Below are 17557 nucleotides of genomic sequence, written 5' to 3'. Positions count from 1 at the left end.
GGGCCGCCGCCAAGGGGATCGGTTTCACTGTTTCGACGGGGTTGTGTTGCAGGCGGATCAGAACGCTGCGCGAAACGTGCTGGCACGGTTGTCCGACCCGGACATCGAGCGGTTCACGCCGTATCGAACGGTGAAGGCGATCTTGCAAGCCCGGACTGAGCCCCTCCGGTTGGGACTGCTCAACCAGGACTCCAGTTGCTCGCCCGGACAAAATCGGGTGCTATCAACGGAGAGCGAATGACCGAATGAGCACTTTCGAGTATGAAATTCGGAACAGGTGGAACTTGAATAGACACATTATTCTTGGCTGCGGCTATGTCGGACAACTGTTGCTGCGGCGCCTCGCTGAGCTGACGGATGCGCCGCCCGCGCCGCCCCTTGGGGTGGCCCGGCACCAAGCGACTCTTGCGGCCATTGCTGCCGCTGGTGGTGAGCCATTGCAGCTTGATCTGGACAGCGATGCGCTTGATGCCTTGCCCAGCGCCGGGACGCGGCTGTTTCATTTCGCACCGCCTCCGGCGGATGGGCGCGAGGATCCCCGCACCGCGCGTCTGATCGAACATTTCGAGCGCCACGGCCATCCCCAACGGCTGTTGTATATCAGCACCACGGGTGTCTATGGTGATTGTGCCGGCGCCTGGGTGGATGAAAGCTGGCCCTTGCGTCCGACGGCTGCGCGTTCTGAGCGTCGCGTCGATGCCGAACGGCGCTTGCAGGCCTGGGCAACGGCCAGTGGCGCGGACCTGATCATCTTGCGGGTTGCGGGTATCTATGCGTCGGATCGCCTGCCGCTGGAGCGCCTGCGCCAGGGAGCGCCGATGGTCAAGGCTGAACAGGCGCCCTGGTCGAATCGCATCCATGCCGAAGATCTGGTCGAAATCTGTCTGGCCGCCTTGCAGCGGGCACCAGCGGGTGCTATTTACAATGTTTGCGATGGCCATCCCAGCTCCATGACCGATTACTTTCTGCAAGTGGCCGCTGCCGCCGATCTGCCCCCACCGCCGCTCATTGACCTGGAAGAGGCAAGTGAGCAATTATCCGCTGGTATGCTGTCGTACCTGCGCGAGTCACGGCGGCTCGACAATCAGCGCCTGCGCACTGAGCTTGGGATTGAGCTGCGCTATCCGAATTTGGCGGCTGGACTGTCCGCAGTGCGCGCGCAGCACGCGGATGCCAGGGCTTGATCGCTCGCTGTGGGATTTTTGAACCTCGGTGCCGGCTTGTGCTGGCTCCGTTTTTGTCTGTCAACCTGCTATTTGGAAATAACCAGCTATGAAAACACTTGCTCATTTTCTGCGTTATGTCGCGACGGGTGCGGCCCTGCTGATGCTGTCCTCCGGCGCGGCGCTGGCGACCGATCCAGACGACTTTGGCTTCGACACCACTGAAGACCTCTACGAAGTCTGCACCACGCCGCCCGATGTCCCGGAACATGTCCCGGCGGCTCTGGCCTGTCGTGCCTTCATTGAAGCGACCGTGCAGTATCACGATGAGGTCGTGGGGCGTAAGGGGCTCAAGCCGCTGCTGTGTTACGACGAAACCGTCACCATTGAGGACGCCCGGCAGGCCTTTATCGGGTGGGGGGTTAAGAATCATAGCAACAAGAAGCTCCGGGGCGAACAGCCGGTCGTCGGCTTGATGCGGGCGCTGTCCACTGCTTATCCCTGCCCCTGATAAATCCCTGCCCATGAGTGGCTCAGCTTGTGACGCTTCAGCGCTGCGCTGGCACTAAAGCCCGTCGCTGCGGTCTGAACAAAAGGATTAACTTTGTAGAGGTATTAAGATCATGAAACACGCTTCTTTGCTTGCGATGACCGGCGCACTGGTTATGGCTTTATCCCTGGCAGGCTGCGGCACTACCACTGGCTCGCGTGCGGGCAGTGGCGCACTCATGGGGGCGGCAGGTGGCGCCTTGATTGGCTCCCTGTCCGCCGATGCTGGTGCTGGAGCCCTCATTGGTGCCGGTGCCGGAGCGCTTGGTGGCTATCTGTACGATCAGCATGAAAAAGGCTATATCGACTAAATCAATCGAAGTCCTGCTGCCGTTCTGCTAACGGTCGCAAGGGTGGGACGAATGCAGCTGGTCACATGATCTGGAGAGACGGGATGAAGGCTTTTTCAACGCTTACCCTATTCACAGCCATAACCCTGCTTGGGTTAAGTCTGTCAGGATGTGGAACCACCACCGGTTCACGTACGGCGGGTGGCGCGGCACTGGGGGCGGCAACCGGTGCGGCGGTGGGTTCCATGAGTGGCAATGCCGGCAAGGGTGCTGCCATCGGGGCCGGTATTGGTGGCGTTGGCGGCTATATGTATGATCAGGATCAGAAAAGGGCTGAGCAGCGGGATCGACGCCGGGATCGCCGTCAGTATCGCAACAACACCTATTATGGCCCTGCCGGATGATAAGCTCGGCTGTCGTGGTGCGCGGCTTGCCGCGCTCTGAGACGGAGACGGATCTCGTATGCTGAGTTTTGTTCAGTCGCTCTGGCAGGTACTGCTGGAGCTGTCCCCGTCGCTGTTGCTCGGCTTGCTCATCGCCGGGCTAATGCATGCCTATTTGCCGACCGGATTTGTGCAGCGCGGTCTGAGCGGCAATGACTGGCACAGCGTGCTGCGCGCATCCCTGATTGGGGTTCCCTTGCCTCTGTGCTCCTGCGGTGTCATTCCCACCGCACTGGGGCTGCGCCGGGATGGTGCCTCGCCAGGCGCGACCACGTCTTTTTTGATTAGCACACCACAGACCGGAGTGGATTCCATTTTGGTTAGTGCAGCTTTTCTCGGGTGGCCCTTTGCCATCTTTAAGCTGATCGCCGCTTTTGTGACCGGAATCACGGGTGGACTGCTGACCAATCGCTTCGCCCCGGCGCCTGTCACAACAGCAGACGCGGTGACTAATGCAGCAAAACCAGAAATATCCGCCGTGTCCAAGCACGAACGTGGTCTGCTGGGCGCGCTGCGCTATGCAATCTTTGACCTGCTGGGCGCCATTGATCGCTGGCTTATCTTCGGTATTCTGGCGGCGGCGCTGGTCACCACCTTGACGCCGGAAGACTTCTTTGCCAGCCAGGCCTGGTCGAGTGGATGGCGCGGTCTGTTGGTGGTGCTGGCCATTTCGCTGCCGCTCTATGTTTGTACCACCGCCTCAGTGCCCATTGCGGCCTCGCTGATCGCTGCCGGGCTGCCGGCCGGTTCGGCGCTGGTGTTTTTGATGGCGGGTCCGGCGACGAATATTGCGACCATTGGTGCGGTTTACCGTACCCTTGGCCGCCGCGTGACGATGCTGTATCTGGCCACAGTCATCGGTGCCAGCCTAGCCTTTGGCCTGTTGTTTGAGCAACTGCTGAGTATCAATCTGGGCAGCGCACATCAGCACGCGGAGCACAGCGGTTGGCTGAATGTGGCTGCAACACTGCTGCTGCTGGGATTGCTGGGATTGCTCGAATATCGCCGCCAGCGGCAGCGGCACCAAAGGTCACAGGCGGCTGAACGGGCGGCAATGCCGGAAGGAACCAGTCAACTGGTGCTGCAAGTGGGTGGTATGACTTGCGGGCATTGCGTCGCCAGTGTCAAACAAGCCCTTGAGGCGCTGGATCAGGTCGAAGAAGCCACACCTGAGCTTAGCTCTGGGCAGGTTTGGGTCAGCGCCCGGAATGTCGAATCGGCCAGCTTGCAGCAAGCTATCGAGCAGGCCGGGTTTCAGTTCAAAACGCTGAAGAAACAGATCTCATGAGCCAATCCAGTCCGAGTATCAAAGAGCTGATGACAACGCCGGTGGTCACGGTCGAGATGGATGACACCTTGGCGGTGATCAAGGATATTTTCGACCATACCCATTTTCATCATCTGGTAGTGGTTGAGGAAGACGAAATCTATGGCCTCTTAACGGATCGGGATCTGTTCAAAGCGCTCAGCCCCGGACTGGGAACCGCCGCTGAGAACAGCCAGGATCGCGCGGCGCTCACGCGCCCGGTCCACCAGGTGATGTCCCGGCACCCGATTTTAATTGATCAAAGCCAGGACTTATGCCAGGCACTCAAGATGTTCGAAGAGCATCATGTCTCCTGTTTTCCTGTAGTTGACGACAATGGGAAGCTGCAGGGCATTCTGACCTTGCGCGATCTTATTAAAGCCATTCGTGTGCTGCTGAAATAACACAGAGTGATCACAGATTGGCGGATTAGTCCCAGGACAGGGCACCACCGGTCTGATATTCAGTGACGCGGGTTTCAAAGAAGTTCTTTTCTTTCTTCAGATCCAGCACTTCCGACATCCAGGGGAAGGGATTGGTCGCGCCGGGGTATTGCTCTGGCAGCCCGATCTGCGCACAGCGCCGGTTGGCGATAAAGTGTAGATATTCCTCAAACATCGCCGCATTCAGCCCCAGCACACCGCGCGGCATGGTGTCATGCGCGTACTGGGCTTCCATGGCCACGGCCTCGCGGATCATATCGCTGAGTTCCTGGGTGAAGGTTCCCGTCCAGAGTTGGGGATTCTCCAGTTTGATCTGATTGATTACATCAATGCCGAAGTTCATGTGCATGGACTCATCGCGCAGGATGTACTGAAATTGCTCAGCGGTGCCGGTCATTTTGTTGCGTCGGCCCATGCTCAGGACCTGCACGAAGCCGACGTAGAAGAAAATACCTTCAAAGATGACATAAAAGGCCACCAGCTCACGTAACAGACGCTGGTCATTGGCGGGCGTGCCGGTTTTGAAATGTGGATCGGCGAGGTACTGGGTGAAGGGCAGCGCCCACTCCGCCTTGCGGGCTACCGATGGCACCTCCCGGTACATATTGAAGATCTCCCCTTCATCCAGACCCAGGCTTTCAACCACATATTGATAGGCGTGGGTGTGTAGTGCTTCCTCAAACGCCTGGCGCAGCAGATATTGCCGGCATTCGGGATTGGTGATGTGCCGGTAAACGGCCAGTACCAGATTGTTGGCCACCAGGGAGTCGGCGGTCGAGAAAAATCCCAGATTGCGTTTAATGATGGTGCGCTCGTCTTCCGTTAGCCCAGTGGGATCCTTCCAGAGCGCGATATCCGCATTCATGTTGATTTCCTGCGGCATCCAGTGATTGGCGCAGGCATCCAGATATTTTTGCCAAGCCCAGTCGTACTTAAAGGGCACCAGTTGATTTAAATCGGCATGGCAGTTGATGATGCGTTTGTCATCCACGCGGATGCGACCGGCCCCCATGGTCAGGTCTTCCAGGCCCGTCGCCCCCCCGGCTGGCTCGGACTTGGGTTCGGGAGACGAATCTAAATCGGCATGTTGCGGCGGGTTAGGCCAGGACGGCAGGCTGTCATCATCCAGCAGTGATGGCTGCGCGGGCAGGGGATTGGGGTTCACAACCGGCGCTGCACCAGCCGTTGCCATAAGCGCACTGTTCTCGACCAGGCCCCGTCCTGGACGCGGGGCATGAGTGGCATGTGACGACGCGGTTTTGGCCTGAACACTCCATTCCCCTGCCATTAACAGGGAATTCCCTGGGTTATCATCAGTGGCACCATCCTCCCAGTCTGCGTCTGGTCCAGTGCCGTGCGTGGCAAGAGAATCACTGGCTGAAGGCGGCAGGTGGCGGGCTTCGGGTTTGAGATCGGCCAAAGGATCGTCCCAGTTCAGCATAATTGGTCTCCGGGGGCGTTGGTGGTGATTGGCTTGCGCGTGCTTCTGTCTTAACTGCCGGTTCATTCGGTGTGGTTATTGTCAAAAACGCGCGGGTCACTGAGTAATTCAGGGTCGGTATAAGCCTCTGCTTCGGCTTCGATAATCGGGGAGAGCAAACTGTAGGCGACGCGCCAGCGCCGGTTGTTGACCATGACGCCAGCGGTTTTGGTGTTGAGTTTAATCACCTCACCGAACTGCTCGCGGCCTTGGCGATCACGAAAGGCTACGCGATCACCCACACGCACGCTGTTTTTGTCCAGACCGCGCTTGGACTGGGCGGCAATGTCAACGTCCGTGCCGTCAAGGTCGAGCATGTAAAAGGGCAGGGTCCAATTGCGCCCATCCGCGATATTCTGAACCAGCACACGGGTACGATTGATTTGAAGCAGGCGCGCTTCGACGATCCGGTTTTCACGATCATCGAAATAGCGAACCCGTTGCCCCTGGGTTAGCGCCTGCTTAACGGCGGCAATCCGTGCCGGGTTTTCGAGTTGATTACGTATTGCAGCGTCCAGGCGATAGAGCTCGAATAAACTGGCGTCGTTTAATACGTCCAAGACTTCAGTAAAGTTCATTGGGATGCCCTCCAATTTCGATGCCCTAGCGCGCTGGCTGTTACTGACAACTCTCGCAGTCTGGATCCAGGATCGAGCAAGCGTTCGGTGTGTTTGGTGGACTTGTGCTCGTATCTGTCGTCTTTGACTTGCTGGGATTGAGTGACTGATAGCTGCCACCAACAGCGCTCAGTTGATTGGCGCGCCCGCTGTCGCTCATGGTGGACTTCTCAACATGCGTAGCCCCCATGGAGCGCAGATAATAGGTGGTTTTTAATCCGCGTACCCAGGCAAGCTTATAGAGGTTGTCGAGTTTCTTGCCACTCGGCTCGCGCATGTAAAGATTCAAACTCTGGGCCTGGTCGAGCCACTTCTGGCGGCGACTGGCGGCTTCAACCAGCCAACGTGGGTCGATTTCAAAGGCAGTGGCATAGAGTGCCTTGAGTTCCTCAGGAATGCGATCAATGGGTTGCACCGAGCCGTCGTAATACTTGAGATCATTGACCATGACACTGTCCCATAAGCCCATGGCTTTTAGGTCAGCCACCAGATAGGGATTCACGACGGTGAACTCGCCGGATAAATTGGATTTGACGAACAGGTTCTGATAGGTTGGTTCGACGGATTGACTCACGCCGACGATATTGCTGATGGTGGCGGTGGGGGCAATGGCCATGCAGTTGGAATTGCGCAGGCCCTGGGTGCGGACTTTCTCGCGCAGGCTGTCCCAGTCGAGCGTGCTGTCGCGGTCCACTTGCAGGTAGCCGCCACGGCCTTGTTCAAGTCGTTCGAGAGAATCGATGGGCAGGATGCCCTGACTCCAGAGCGACCCTGGATAGCTGGAGTAGCAGCCGCGCTCCCGCGCCAGTTCACAACTGGCATCAATGGCATAATAGGACAGCGTTTCCATGCTGTGATCGGCAAAGCGCACCGCTTCCTGGCTGGCATAGGGAATACGCAGTTTAAACAGCGCATCCTGAAAGCCCATGAGCCCCAGTCCGACCGGCCGATGGCGCAGATTGGAGTTGCGCGCCTGGGGCACATTATAAAAGTTGTAGTCAATCACATTGTCGAGCATGCGCATGGCGGTGCGCACCGTCTTGCTGAGCTTCTCGGTGTCCAGACCACGCTCGTTGACATGGGCGGCGAGATTCACGCTGCCAAGATTGCAGACAGCAATCTCATGATCATTGGTGTGCAGGGTAATCTCGGTACAAAGATTGGAGCTGTGTACAACCCCGGCATGCTGATTGGTATAGCGCAGGTTGCAGGGATCCTTAAAGGCGATCCAGGGATGCCCGGTCTCAAACAGCATGGCGAGCATTTTGCGCCACAGATCAACCGCCTTAAGCGTTTTGCTGACCTTGAGTTCGCCTGCCTGCGCGCGCGCCTCATAAGCTACATAGGCCTGCTCAAAGGCCTGGCCGGTCAGATCATGCAAATCAGGCGTTTCATCAGGTGAGAACAGGGTCCAGTCGGCTTCCTCGGCCACGCGCTTCATGAACAGATCCGGCACCCAGTTGGCCGTGTTCATGTCATGGCAGCGGCGTCGGTCATCGCCGGTGTTTTTGCGCAGTTCGAGGAATTCCTCTATGTCGATGTGCCAAGTTTCAAGATAGGCACAGACAGCGCCTTTGCGTTTTCCACCCTGATTGACCGCGACTGCGGTGTCATTAGCTACCTTTAGGAAAGGCACCACGCCCTGACTCTTGCCATTGGTGCCCTTGATATGTGCGCCCATGCCACGCACCCGGCTCCAGTCATTGCCCAGTCCGCCAGCGAATTTGCTGAGCAAAGCATTATCTTTGATGGCGGCATAGATACCGTCAAGATCATCCGCGACCGTGGTCAGATAACAGGAACTCAATTGCGGGCGCAGGGTGCCGGAATTAAACAAGGTCGGCGTCGAACTCATAAAATCAAAACTCGACAGCAGCTCATAGAACTCAATCGCCCGCGTTTCACGTTCGAGTTCATTGATGGCCAACCCCATGGCCACGCGCATGAAAAAGGCCTGCGGCAGTTCAAAACGTACGCCATTGTTGTGAATAAAATAACGGTCGTACAGTGTTTGCAGGCCAAGATAAGTAAACTGCCGGTCGCGTTCCGGTTTGAGGGCCGCGCCGAGTCGAGCCAGGTCATAGCGCGTTAACTCGGAATCGAGCAGTTCCAGCTCAGCGCCTTGTTTGATGTAGGCACGAAAGTAGTCAGGGTAGCCAAGCGCCCAGTCAGTGCCGCCAGAAGTGGCAGTTGGCAGGTTGAGAAATCCCAGCGCTTCTTTACGCAGGGCTTCAAGCAGTAAGCGACTGGCCACCTGACTATAGGCAGGTTCGCGCTCGATTCGCGCGCGCGCCGCCATAATCAGCGCTTGATCAATGTCTGACGCCTGCACCCCGTCGAACAGATTGCGACAGGCATCATCAAGCACCTGTTGCGGGTCCACCGCATCGAGTCCAGTGCAGACTTCCGTGACCAGTTGGGCCAGCTTAGCCTGGTCAAGCGGCACCCGGGTGCCGTCTTCCAGCGTGACATGTAAGCCCTCGGTGGCCTGCACGGCCTGGGAGCCTTGCACTTCGGCGGCGCGCTTACGGGCGCGGGCATCGCGATAGAGCACATAGTCGCGTGCAACCTTGTGCTCACCGGCACGCATTAACGCCAGTTCGACTTGATCCTGGATATCTTCAATATGGACCGTGCCACCTCCTGGCAACCGACGGGTGAGTGCGCTGGTGACTTGCTCGGCAAGCTGCTCCACCTGATCGTGAATGCGACTGGAAGCGGCGGCATGCTCACCCTCAACGGCGAGGAACGCCTTGGTCATGGCGACTTTAATCTTGGCCGGGTCGAAGTGGGTGACTGTGCCATTGCGACGGATGACCTGCACCTGTCCCGGCTGATGCGCGGCTGGTGATGGGCTGGAAGCCGGGTGCGAACGGACCACCGAAAACCGCGGTGGATGCGGCTCGACGGTGGCGAGTGGCGTTGCGGAGGCGGTGGGAGTTGCAGTAGCCATGAGGAAAATGCTCCAAAAGCAGCAATGCAGAAAATTTGCGCAATAAAGACAATATATAGTGTCTTTAAGCAGTGTCAACCACAATATATTGTGTATAAACCGGGTAGATGCTTCCTCGCAACCTGTGGATATCCTGTTGATAACTTGTGGGCAACAGTTGCCTGAAGGGCGCGAAACTCCAACGCTGGTGCCGGTGAAACGCGCGGGAAGCGAGCCTGTTGGTGGAACTCGAGACAAGGCGGTGCCGGGGGTGCGATACTTTTTTCTGAACCGACAAACGGAGCAATGAACCGAGGAGGCGGATGATGCGAACAGCACGACAGATATGGCATGAGAGACTCGGGCATTCGGGCTTGGGTGTCGGCTTGGGCCTGATGCTGGTGGTTGCAATGCCAGGGGCGCAGGCGGGGCAGGCTGAGCAAGCGGCTGCGCTGGCTGAGTATGAACAGGCGCTGGCAAAGCCGGCGGATTTAGACAGCGGACGCAAGGTCTATCTGACCTGCGCCGTCTGCCATCGCCCCGAAGGCTGGGGCACCATGGATGGCATGTATCCACAGATTGCCGGTCAGCGGGCCTCGGTGATCATCAAGCAACTGGCGGATTTTCGCGCCGGCAATCGCACAAACCCGCTGATGTACCCCTTCTCGGTGCCGCGCATCCTGGGAGGACCACAGCAAATGGCTAATGTGGCGGCCTATGTTGAGCAGTTACCGATGGCGCCCCACAATGGCGTCGGCCCAGGCGTGGATCTGGAGCTGGGTGAACAGCTGTATCAGGACAATTGCGTGGATTGCCATGGCGAGCGCGGCCAGGGCGATGCCGAGGATCATATCCCGGCCATTGCTGGTCAGCATTTTATGTATCTGGTGCGGCAGTTCGATGCCATCCGCAGTGGCCAGCGCAAGAATGCAGATGAGAAAATGATCAAACAGATCAAGAGTTTTACCCAGCAGCAGGAAGGTGCTGTGCTGGATTATGTATCGCGTCTGCGCCCGCCGGCAGACAAGCTCGCAACCGAAAACTGGATGAATCCAGACTTCCCGAACTATGTGCGTGATGCCATGCAGGGGGCGCCAATCCCACCGCCGCCACCACCGATGCCCCCCCTGCCGGGTCCCGAGGGTATTTTCGATCAGTGACCAGCAGTGAAGACCTATCAGTTCTCTTTGTGGATTCCACGCGATGATATGCTCGCCTTCTACGAAGGCCGTTCGCGCCGCATCAGCGTTCGCGCCAGCAATGGCCAGCGCATCGAATTGCCGGCAGAAGCTTTTCGACGCTTTATCACTCATCAAGGGTTGCAAGGGAATTTTCGTGTTCTGGTCACCGACGACCATCGCCTGATTGAGGTGCAGCGCTGCGCTTAGCCAGGGATGGCGCCAGCCGGCGCATGGGAGCGTCGCACATTAGACAGCCTTCGCACCTTACAGGTAAGATTCCGTCCTGACCCCTTGCTTCTGCTTTGACCCTATCTGCCACTCGGAGATTTTTGTGCAATCATCAGCCGTCCTGGTTCTGGAAGACGGTTCGGTCTTTCGTGGGACCGCCATTGGCGCCTGTGGAGAAAGTGTCGGTGAGGTCGTATTCAATACGGCCATGACCGGCTATCAGGAAATCCTGACCGACCCCTCCTACCGGCGCCAATTGGTGACCCTGACTTACCCGCATATCGGTAACACGGGTACCAATGCCGAGGATGAAGAATCCCCTCAGGTCCAAGCCGCCGGGCTGATTGTGCGCGATCTGCCGGTGCTGGCGAGCAACTGGCGCCGACAGCAGGAGCTTGGCGACTATCTGCGCGAGCAGGCTGTGGTGGCGATCAGTGACATCGACACGCGGCGCCTGACCCGGCGGCTGCGCGAGCAGGGCGCACAGAGTGGCTGCCTGCAAGCAGGGGAGGGGATCGATGAAGCCCAAGCCTTGGCGGCCGCGCGTGCCTTTGGCGGTCTCAAGGGCGCGGATTTGGCGCGTGAGGTCAGCACGACCGCATCCTATGTCTGGGATCAAGGTGGCTGGACAGTTAAGCACGGCTATGCCTCCAGTCAAGCCTCCAATGAATCAGGCCCATCCTATCGGGTGGTTGCCTATGACTTCGGCATCAAGCGCAATATCCTGCGCATCCTGGTTGACCTGGGCTGCCAGATTACCGTGGTACCGGCCACAACCCCGGCCTCGGAGGTCATGGCCTTACAGCCGGACGGGGTGTTTCTCAGCAATGGTCCCGGTGACCCGGAACCTTGCGACTATGCCATTGCCGCGATTCGGGAGCTGCTTGAGGCCCGGGTGCCGCTGTTTGGCATTTGCCTGGGCCACCAGTTGCTGGGTCTCGCCTGTGGCGCACAAACCCTGAAGATGAAATTCGGTCATCATGGGGCCAATCACCCAGTGGAGGAGCTCGCCACCCGCCGGGTCATGATCAGCAGTCAGAATCATGGCTTCGCAGTCGATGAGCAAAGCCTGCCGGAGACCCTGGTTGCCACGCATCGGTCGCTGTTCGATGGTTCCCTGCAAGGCATTCATCATCGCCACTGCCCGGCCTTTGGCTTTCAGGGGCATCCAGAGGCCAGTCCCGGTCCTCATGATGTTGCCCCACTGTTTGCGCACTTTACTGAACTGATGCGCGAATACCGCAGCGCCTGAGCCAGCGCGGGCGGCCTGGCGGCGGCCCCAATCCACAGCCGCCGACGATACCCAACGAAGGCTTGTACGCCTTTATGACGAGAACCTGCTGCGGCGCCACAGTTCGCGCGGCAGCGCCAGCAAGAGCCAGCTCATGCCAAAGCGTAGCGACATCCATAGCATCCTGATCATTGGGGCCGGACCCATTGTGATCGGTCAGGCCTGCGAGTTTGATTATTCCGGTGCCCAGGCGTGCAAGGCACTGCGTGAGGAAGGCTTTCGCGTCATTCTGGTCAACAGCAATCCGGCCACCATTATGACCGACCCGGAGATGGCTGATGCAACCTATATAGAGCCAATCAACTGGCGGATGCTTGAGCGCATCATTGAGCGCGAGCGCCCGGATGCCCTGTTGCCGACCATGGGTGGACAGACGGCGCTGAATACCGCGCTGGATCTGGCCCGTCATGGGGTGCTGGAGCGCTATGGGGTGGAGATGATCGGCGCCTCGCGCGAGGCCATTGATAAGGCCGAGGATCGCGATCTGTTTCGCCAGGCAATGCGCCGCATCGGGCTCGATATGCCGCATTCGGTGCTTGCCCACAGTCTGGAAGAAGCCTTTCAGGTGCAGGCGCAGATCGGCTATCCCGCCATCATCCGCCCGTCTTTCACCATGGGCGGCAGCGGCGGCGGTATTGCCTATAACAGCGAGGAGTTTGAGGCCATCTGTCGGCGCGGACTGGATCTGTCGCCAACCCGCGAACTGCTGATCGAGGAATCCGCGCTGGGCTGGAAAGAATTCGAGATGGAGGTGGTGCGCGACCACGCGGACAACTGCATCATCGTCTGCTCGATTGAAAACTTCGACCCCATGGGTGTGCATACCGGGGACTCAATCACAGTTGCGCCCGCCCAGACTCTGACCGACAAGGAATATCAGATCATGCGCGACGCCTCGCTGGCGGTGTTGCGCGAGATCGGCGTGGACACCGGCGGCTCGAATGTGCAGTTCGCCATCAATCCGGCCGATGGGCGCATGATCATCATCGAGATGAATCCGCGGGTATCGCGCAGCTCGGCACTGGCCTCCAAGGCCACCGGCTTTCCGATTGCCAAGGTGGCGGCCAAGCTGGCCGTCGGCTATACCCTGGATGAGTTGCGCAATGAGATCACCGGCGGCGCCACCCCGGCATCCTTCGAGCCCAGCATCGACTATGTGGTCACCAAGGTGCCGCGCTTTGCCTTCGAGAAGTTTCCCCTCGCCGATGCCCATCTGACCACCCAGATGAAATCGGTCGGCGAGGTGATGGCCATCGGCCGCACCTTCCAGGAGTCGCTGCAAAAGGCGCTGCGCGGGCTGGAGACCGACAAGGACGGCTTGAATAACGTGCTCGATCTGGCCGATCCGATCACCATCAAGCGGCTGCGTACCGAAATTGCCCAGCCGGGCGCCGAGCGTATCTTCTACCTCACCGATGGCATGCGCGCCGGGATGACCGCCGAGGAAATCCTGGAACTCTCCGGCATTGATCCCTGGTTTATCGCCCAGATCGAAGACCTGGTGAACGTCGCCCACGAGATTAAGGTTCAGGGCTTCGCCGCCCTTGATGCCGCCCGGCTGCGTTTTCTCAAGCGCAAGGGCTTCTCCGACCGGCGACTGGCTGCACTGACCGGCGTCAGCGAGCAGCGGATTCGTGCGCAGCGCTGGAGTTTGGGCATTCGCCCGGTCTTTAAGCGCGTCGATACCTGTGCCGCTGAGTTTGCCACCAGCACCGCCTACCTGTATTCAACCTATGAGGAAGAATGCGAAGCCGAGCCGACGCAGGCCAAGAAAATCATGGTGCTCGGCGGCGGACCCAACCGCATCGGGCAGGGCATCGAGTTTGACTACTGTTGCGTGCATGCCGCCTTTGCCATGCGCGAAGATGGCTTTGAGACCATCATGGTCAACTGCAATCCGGAAACCGTCTCGACCGACTACGACACCTCCGATCGGCTCTATTTCGAGCCGCTGACCCTGGAGGATGTGCTGGAAATTGTTGAGAAGGAACAACCCTTTGGAGTGATTGTGCAATACGGCGGCCAGACGCCGCTGAAGCTCGCACGCGATCTCGAAGCCGCCGGAGTGCCCATTATTGGCACCTCACCGGATTCCATTGATCTGGCCGAGGATCGCGAGCGCTTCCAGCAGCTCATCCATCAGCTCGGACTCAAGCAACCGCCGAATTGCACCGCACGCAGCGAGGACGAAGCCCTGAATCAGGCCGCTGCCATCGGCTATCCCCTGGTGGTGCGCCCGTCCTATGTGTTGGGTGGCCGCGCCATGGAACTGGTCTACGACGATCAGGAACTTGCGCGCTACATTCGCTCAGCCGTGAGTGTGTCAAACGAGTCTCCGGTGCTGCTGGATCGCTTTCTGGAGGATGCCATTGAGATCGATGTCGATGCGCTGTGCGACGGTGAGCGGGTGCTGATTGGCGGCATCATGGAGCACATTGAGCAGGCTGGGGTGCATTCCGGTGACTCCGCCTGTTCACTGCCGCCCTACACCCTGTCGGCCAGCGTGCAGGATCGGCTGCGCGAGCAGATGACCCAGTTGGGCCTGGCGCTGGGGGTGCGCGGGCTGATGAACGCCCAGTTTGCCATCAAGGACGATGATATTTACATTCTGGAAGTCAATCCGCGCGCCTCGCGCACCGTTCCCTTTGTGTCCAAATCCATTGGTGTGCCGCTGGCCAAGGTCGGGGCGCGCTGCATGGTGGGTCGCAGTCTGACCGAGCAGGGACTGGGCAGCGAGGTGCGACCCAAGCACTTTTTCGTCAAAGAGGCGGTGTTCCCCTTTATCAAGTTCCCCGGCGTCGATACTGTCCTGGGACCGGAAATGAAATCCACCGGCGAAGTCATGGGCATCGGCGAGACCTTTGGCGAGGCTTTTGGCAAGGCGGTGGAGGGTGCCGGCACAAAGCTGCCGGCGCGTGGCAAGGCGTTGCTCAGTGTGCGGGATGCCGACAAAAGTCGCCTGGAGCGGGTCGCGCGCAGCCTGATTGCGCTGGGCTTTCAGCTCTATGGCACCCACGGCACGGCGCAGGCGATGCGCGCCGTGGGCCTGAACTGCGAAGGGGTGAACAAGGTCAAGGAAGGGCGGCCGCATATTGTCGATATGATCAAGAATCAGGACATCAGTTTTATCGTCAATACCACCGAAGGCGTGCAAGCCATTGCCGACTCGGCCGAAATTCGCCGCGCCGCTTTGCAGTACAAAGTGAGCTACACCACCACCATGGCGGGCGCCGAGGCCACCTGCCTGGCGCTGGAGCAGTCCGGCGATTTAAGAACCAACCGCTTGCAGGATCTTTACTAAACATCCGCAGCGACATTTACTGAACGAGGATCGTAGCGCATGAATAGAGTCCCTCTGACTGTCAAGGGCGCCGAGCAGTTACGCGAGGAGCTGGAGCGGCTCAAGCGGGTTGAACGCCCGCGTGTCATTGAGGCCATCGCCGAAGCACGCGCCCATGGCGACCTGAAAGAGAATGCGGAATACCATGCCGCCCGCGAGGAGCAGGGCTTCATTGAGGGCCGCATCAGCGAGGTTGAAGGCAAGCTCTCCAACGCCGAAATCATCGACGTGACCAAGCTGACGCCCAATGGCAAGGTCATGTTTGGTGCCACCGTGGATGTGCTGGAGGTCGATAAGGACGAGGAGCATTGCTTCATCATTGTCGGCGAGGACGAGGCCGACATTAAGCGCGGCATGATTTCGATCAGCTCGCCCATCGCTCGCGCACTGATCGGCAAGAGCGAAGGCGATCAGGCCCTGGTGGAAGCTCCCGGTGGCGCGCGCGAGTTCGAGATTCTTGACGTGCGTTATGAATAACCGGGCAGGCGTGCCAGGCAAAAAAAAGCGCGGCAGGCGCCGCGCTTAGAAAAATACCACCAAAGGAGGATGGAGGAGTGTACCGACAATCAACTGGATCATCAGTACATCAGTAGTTTCTAATATACAGCTCATCCTGTCAAGTCCGACACGGCGACTCCTGCCATTTTTTTCATACATTGTCACCACTGCATGCCATGCCCGCTCAACAGGCCACCGAGTCAATCATCGGTCGCTTTTCCGCCAGCCTATCTGCCTTGCGTGATCTGCGCGTGCTGGCCATGCTTTTTCTTGGCTTCGCCGCCGGCTTACCAATTCTGCTGATTTTCTCGTCGCTGTCGCTCTGGTTGCGCGAAGCCGGAGTCGAGCGCGGCGCGGTGACCTTCTTTAGTTGGGCGGCGCTCGGGTATTCCTTTAAGTTTATCTGGGCTCCACTGATTGACCGCATTCCGCTGCCTCTGCTGACCGGCTGGCTCGGGCGCCGGCGCAGTTGGCTGCTGGTGGCCCAGCTGGCGGTGATCAGCGCCATTGTGCTGATGGCGATGAATGATCCGTCCCAGGGGCGCGACACCCTGATCCCAATGGCACTGGCGGCGGTGATGCTGGGGTTTTCCTCCGCCACGCAGGACATTGTCATTGATGCCTATCGCATCGAAATTGCCGAGGCACGCATGCAGGGCGTGCTTTCAGCCGCTTATATCGCCGGTTATCGGGTGGGTATGGTGATTGCCGGTGCTGGCGCACTCTACCTGGCTGCCAGCTTTGGCTCGACAGCGGACAATTATTCCTATGCCGCCTGGCAACTGACCTATCTGGTCATGGCCGCCATCATGCTGATTGGCGTCGCCACCACGCTGCTGGTGCCTGAACCAATCGCCAAGGTGCGCGAAGACAGCGCCTGGGGCGGCTTCGATTACCTGCGTCTGGTGTTGGTGTTTCTGGTTGCTGCGGGCGCCTTTGTCGCGGCCTTTTTCCTCGGCGCATCGGGATTTACCGCCATCAAACAGATGCTCGGCCAGGACGCCTTGCTCAATTTCCTGATCGAAACCCTGCACTTTGGGCTGGCCATTCTCTGCGCGCTGCTCGTGGGCTGGATGCTGGTACGCTTTGGCGCGGTTGATCGGCAGATGGCGCGTGCCACCTGGGTCGAGCCGGCGCTGGATTTCTTTCAGCGCTACGGTCTGCGAACTGCGCTGCTGCTGCTGGCGCTGGTCGGACTCTATCGTATCTCCGACATCGTCCTGGGCGTCATCTCCAATGTGTTCTATCAGGACATCGGCTTTAGCAAGCCGGAGATTGCCACGGCGGTCAAGACCTTCGGCGTGGTTGTGAGTATTGCCGGCGGCTTTCTTGGCGGCTTGATGGCCACCCGTTTTGGTGTGATGCGTATTCTCATGCTCGGTGCCGTGCTCTCGGCCGTGACCAATTTGCTGTTCATCGGCTTGGCCCATGCCGGACATCAACTTCCCTGGCTCTATACCACAGTCGCCGCCGACAATCTGGCCGGCGGCCTGGCCAGTGCAGCCTTTGTCGCCTTTTTGTCAAGCCTGACCAATGTCTCCTTCACCGCCGTGCAATACGCAATTTTTAGCTCCCTGATGACCCTGCTGCCCAAGGTGCTCGGCGGCTACTCAGGCTCCATGGTGGACGCCATAGGCTATCCAAACTTTTTCCTGTTCACAACGCTGATCGGTGTTCCTGTGCTACTGCTGGTGTGGCTCGCCCAGCGCAGCTTGCAAGTCACCGAGCAGGCAAGGAAAAACAACCGCTAAGCTGCTGAGTCGCTGAGCCGGAAGCACCGGGGCGAGCGGCACTGC

The 17557-nt window shown here is 58.9% G+C and carries 15 protein-coding genes and 1 pseudogene; 13 read left to right on the top strand and 3 right to left on the bottom strand.

The window, feature by feature from the left end; genetic code table 11:
- From CKO36_RS12240 to CKO36_RS12210, 7 genes and pseudogenes are all read left to right on the top strand, one after another.
- A pseudogene (locus CKO36_RS12240) lies at nucleotides 1–241 on the top strand (RNA-guided endonuclease TnpB family protein); the annotation flags it as partial.
- 43 nt (nucleotides 242–284) lie between these two features.
- The gene (locus CKO36_RS12235) at nucleotides 285–1184 is read left to right on the top strand and encodes an NAD-dependent epimerase/dehydratase family protein (protein WP_200284344.1); all 900 of its coding nucleotides are present in this window, start codon (nucleotides 285–287) and stop codon (nucleotides 1182–1184) included.
- An 88-nt stretch (nucleotides 1185–1272) separates the two neighbouring features.
- Nucleotides 1273–1674 carry a Rap1a/Tai family immunity protein gene (locus tag CKO36_RS12230; protein WP_200284343.1) on the top strand — a complete coding sequence of 134 codons (402 nt, stop codon included), beginning with the start codon at nucleotides 1273–1275 and terminating at the stop codon, nucleotides 1672–1674.
- A gap of 112 nt (nucleotides 1675–1786) precedes the next feature.
- Nucleotides 1787–2023 carry a glycine zipper domain-containing protein gene (locus CKO36_RS12225; RefSeq protein WP_200284342.1) on the top strand — a complete coding sequence of 79 codons (237 nt, stop codon included), beginning with the start codon at nucleotides 1787–1789 and terminating at the stop codon, nucleotides 2021–2023.
- 83 nt (nucleotides 2024–2106) lie between these two features.
- Entirely contained in the window at nucleotides 2107–2406 is a 300-nt protein-coding gene (locus tag CKO36_RS12220) for a YMGG-like glycine zipper-containing protein (RefSeq protein ID WP_200284341.1), read from the top strand.
- Nucleotides 2407–2464: 58 nt separating this feature from the next.
- Nucleotides 2465–3733: an SO_0444 family Cu/Zn efflux transporter gene (locus tag CKO36_RS12215; RefSeq protein WP_200284340.1), complete on the top strand. Its 1269-nt coding sequence runs from the start codon at nucleotides 2465–2467 to the stop codon at nucleotides 3731–3733.
- Nucleotides 3730–4155, top strand: a complete 426-nt coding sequence (locus CKO36_RS12210; RefSeq protein ID WP_200284339.1) for a CBS domain-containing protein — start codon at nucleotides 3730–3732, stop codon at nucleotides 4153–4155. The genes CKO36_RS12215 and CKO36_RS12210 overlap by 4 nt, the downstream gene beginning before the upstream one ends.
- Nucleotides 4156–4180: 25 nt before the next feature.
- Here the strand turns inward: CKO36_RS12210 and CKO36_RS12205 are convergent, their stop codons facing one another.
- From CKO36_RS12205 to CKO36_RS12195, 3 genes are all read right to left on the bottom strand, one after another.
- Nucleotides 4181–5482: a ribonucleotide-diphosphate reductase subunit beta gene (locus CKO36_RS12205; RefSeq protein WP_420826327.1), complete on the bottom strand. Its 1302-nt coding sequence runs from the start codon at nucleotides 5480–5482 to the stop codon at nucleotides 4181–4183.
- Nucleotides 5483–5697: 215 nt separating this feature from the next.
- On the bottom strand, nucleotides 5698–6252 hold the full coding sequence (locus tag CKO36_RS12200) for a hypothetical protein (RefSeq protein WP_200284337.1): 555 nt from the start codon (nucleotides 6250–6252) through the stop codon (nucleotides 5698–5700).
- A 40-nt stretch (nucleotides 6253–6292) separates the two neighbouring features.
- Nucleotides 6293–9244, bottom strand: coding sequence for a ribonucleoside-diphosphate reductase subunit alpha (locus CKO36_RS12195; protein WP_200284336.1), 2952 nt, complete (start codon nucleotides 9242–9244; stop codon nucleotides 6293–6295).
- A 374-nt stretch (nucleotides 9245–9618) separates the two neighbouring features.
- Between CKO36_RS12195 and CKO36_RS12190 the strand changes: the two genes are divergently transcribed.
- The 6 genes from CKO36_RS12190 (at nucleotide 9619) to CKO36_RS12165 (ending at nucleotide 17512) form a co-directional block, all read left to right on the top strand.
- A complete protein-coding gene (locus tag CKO36_RS12190; protein WP_200284335.1) occupies nucleotides 9619–10383 on the top strand; it encodes a c-type cytochrome in 765 nt (254 codons plus the stop codon).
- 6 nt (nucleotides 10384–10389) lie between these two features.
- Nucleotides 10390–10611 (top strand): DUF2835 family protein, encoded by a 222-nt coding sequence (locus CKO36_RS12185; protein ID WP_200284334.1) that lies wholly within the window; start codon nucleotides 10390–10392, stop codon nucleotides 10609–10611.
- Nucleotides 10612–10735: 124 nt separating this feature from the next.
- The gene (carA, locus tag CKO36_RS12180; RefSeq protein ID WP_200284333.1) at nucleotides 10736–11884 is read left to right on the top strand and encodes a glutamine-hydrolyzing carbamoyl-phosphate synthase small subunit; all 1149 of its coding nucleotides are present in this window, start codon (nucleotides 10736–10738) and stop codon (nucleotides 11882–11884) included.
- 133 nt (nucleotides 11885–12017) lie between these two features.
- Nucleotides 12018–15224, top strand: a complete 3207-nt coding sequence (gene carB, locus CKO36_RS12175) for a carbamoyl-phosphate synthase large subunit (protein WP_200284332.1) — start codon at nucleotides 12018–12020, stop codon at nucleotides 15222–15224.
- A gap of 39 nt (nucleotides 15225–15263) precedes the next feature.
- A complete protein-coding gene (gene greA / locus CKO36_RS12170) occupies nucleotides 15264–15740 on the top strand; it encodes a transcription elongation factor GreA (protein ID WP_200284331.1) in 477 nt (158 codons plus the stop codon).
- 197 nt (nucleotides 15741–15937) lie between these two features.
- Nucleotides 15938–17512, top strand: a complete 1575-nt coding sequence (locus tag CKO36_RS12165; protein WP_200284330.1) for an AmpG family muropeptide MFS transporter — start codon at nucleotides 15938–15940, stop codon at nucleotides 17510–17512.
- The last annotated feature ends 45 nt before the right edge of the window (nucleotides 17513–17557 follow it).

It is taken from the genome of Rhabdochromatium marinum, assembly GCF_016583795.1.
Lineage (GTDB): Bacteria > Pseudomonadota > Gammaproteobacteria > Chromatiales > Chromatiaceae > Rhabdochromatium > Rhabdochromatium marinum.
Note: the sequence above shows the minus strand (reverse complement) of the source record. Positions and strands in the feature narration are given on the sequence as shown.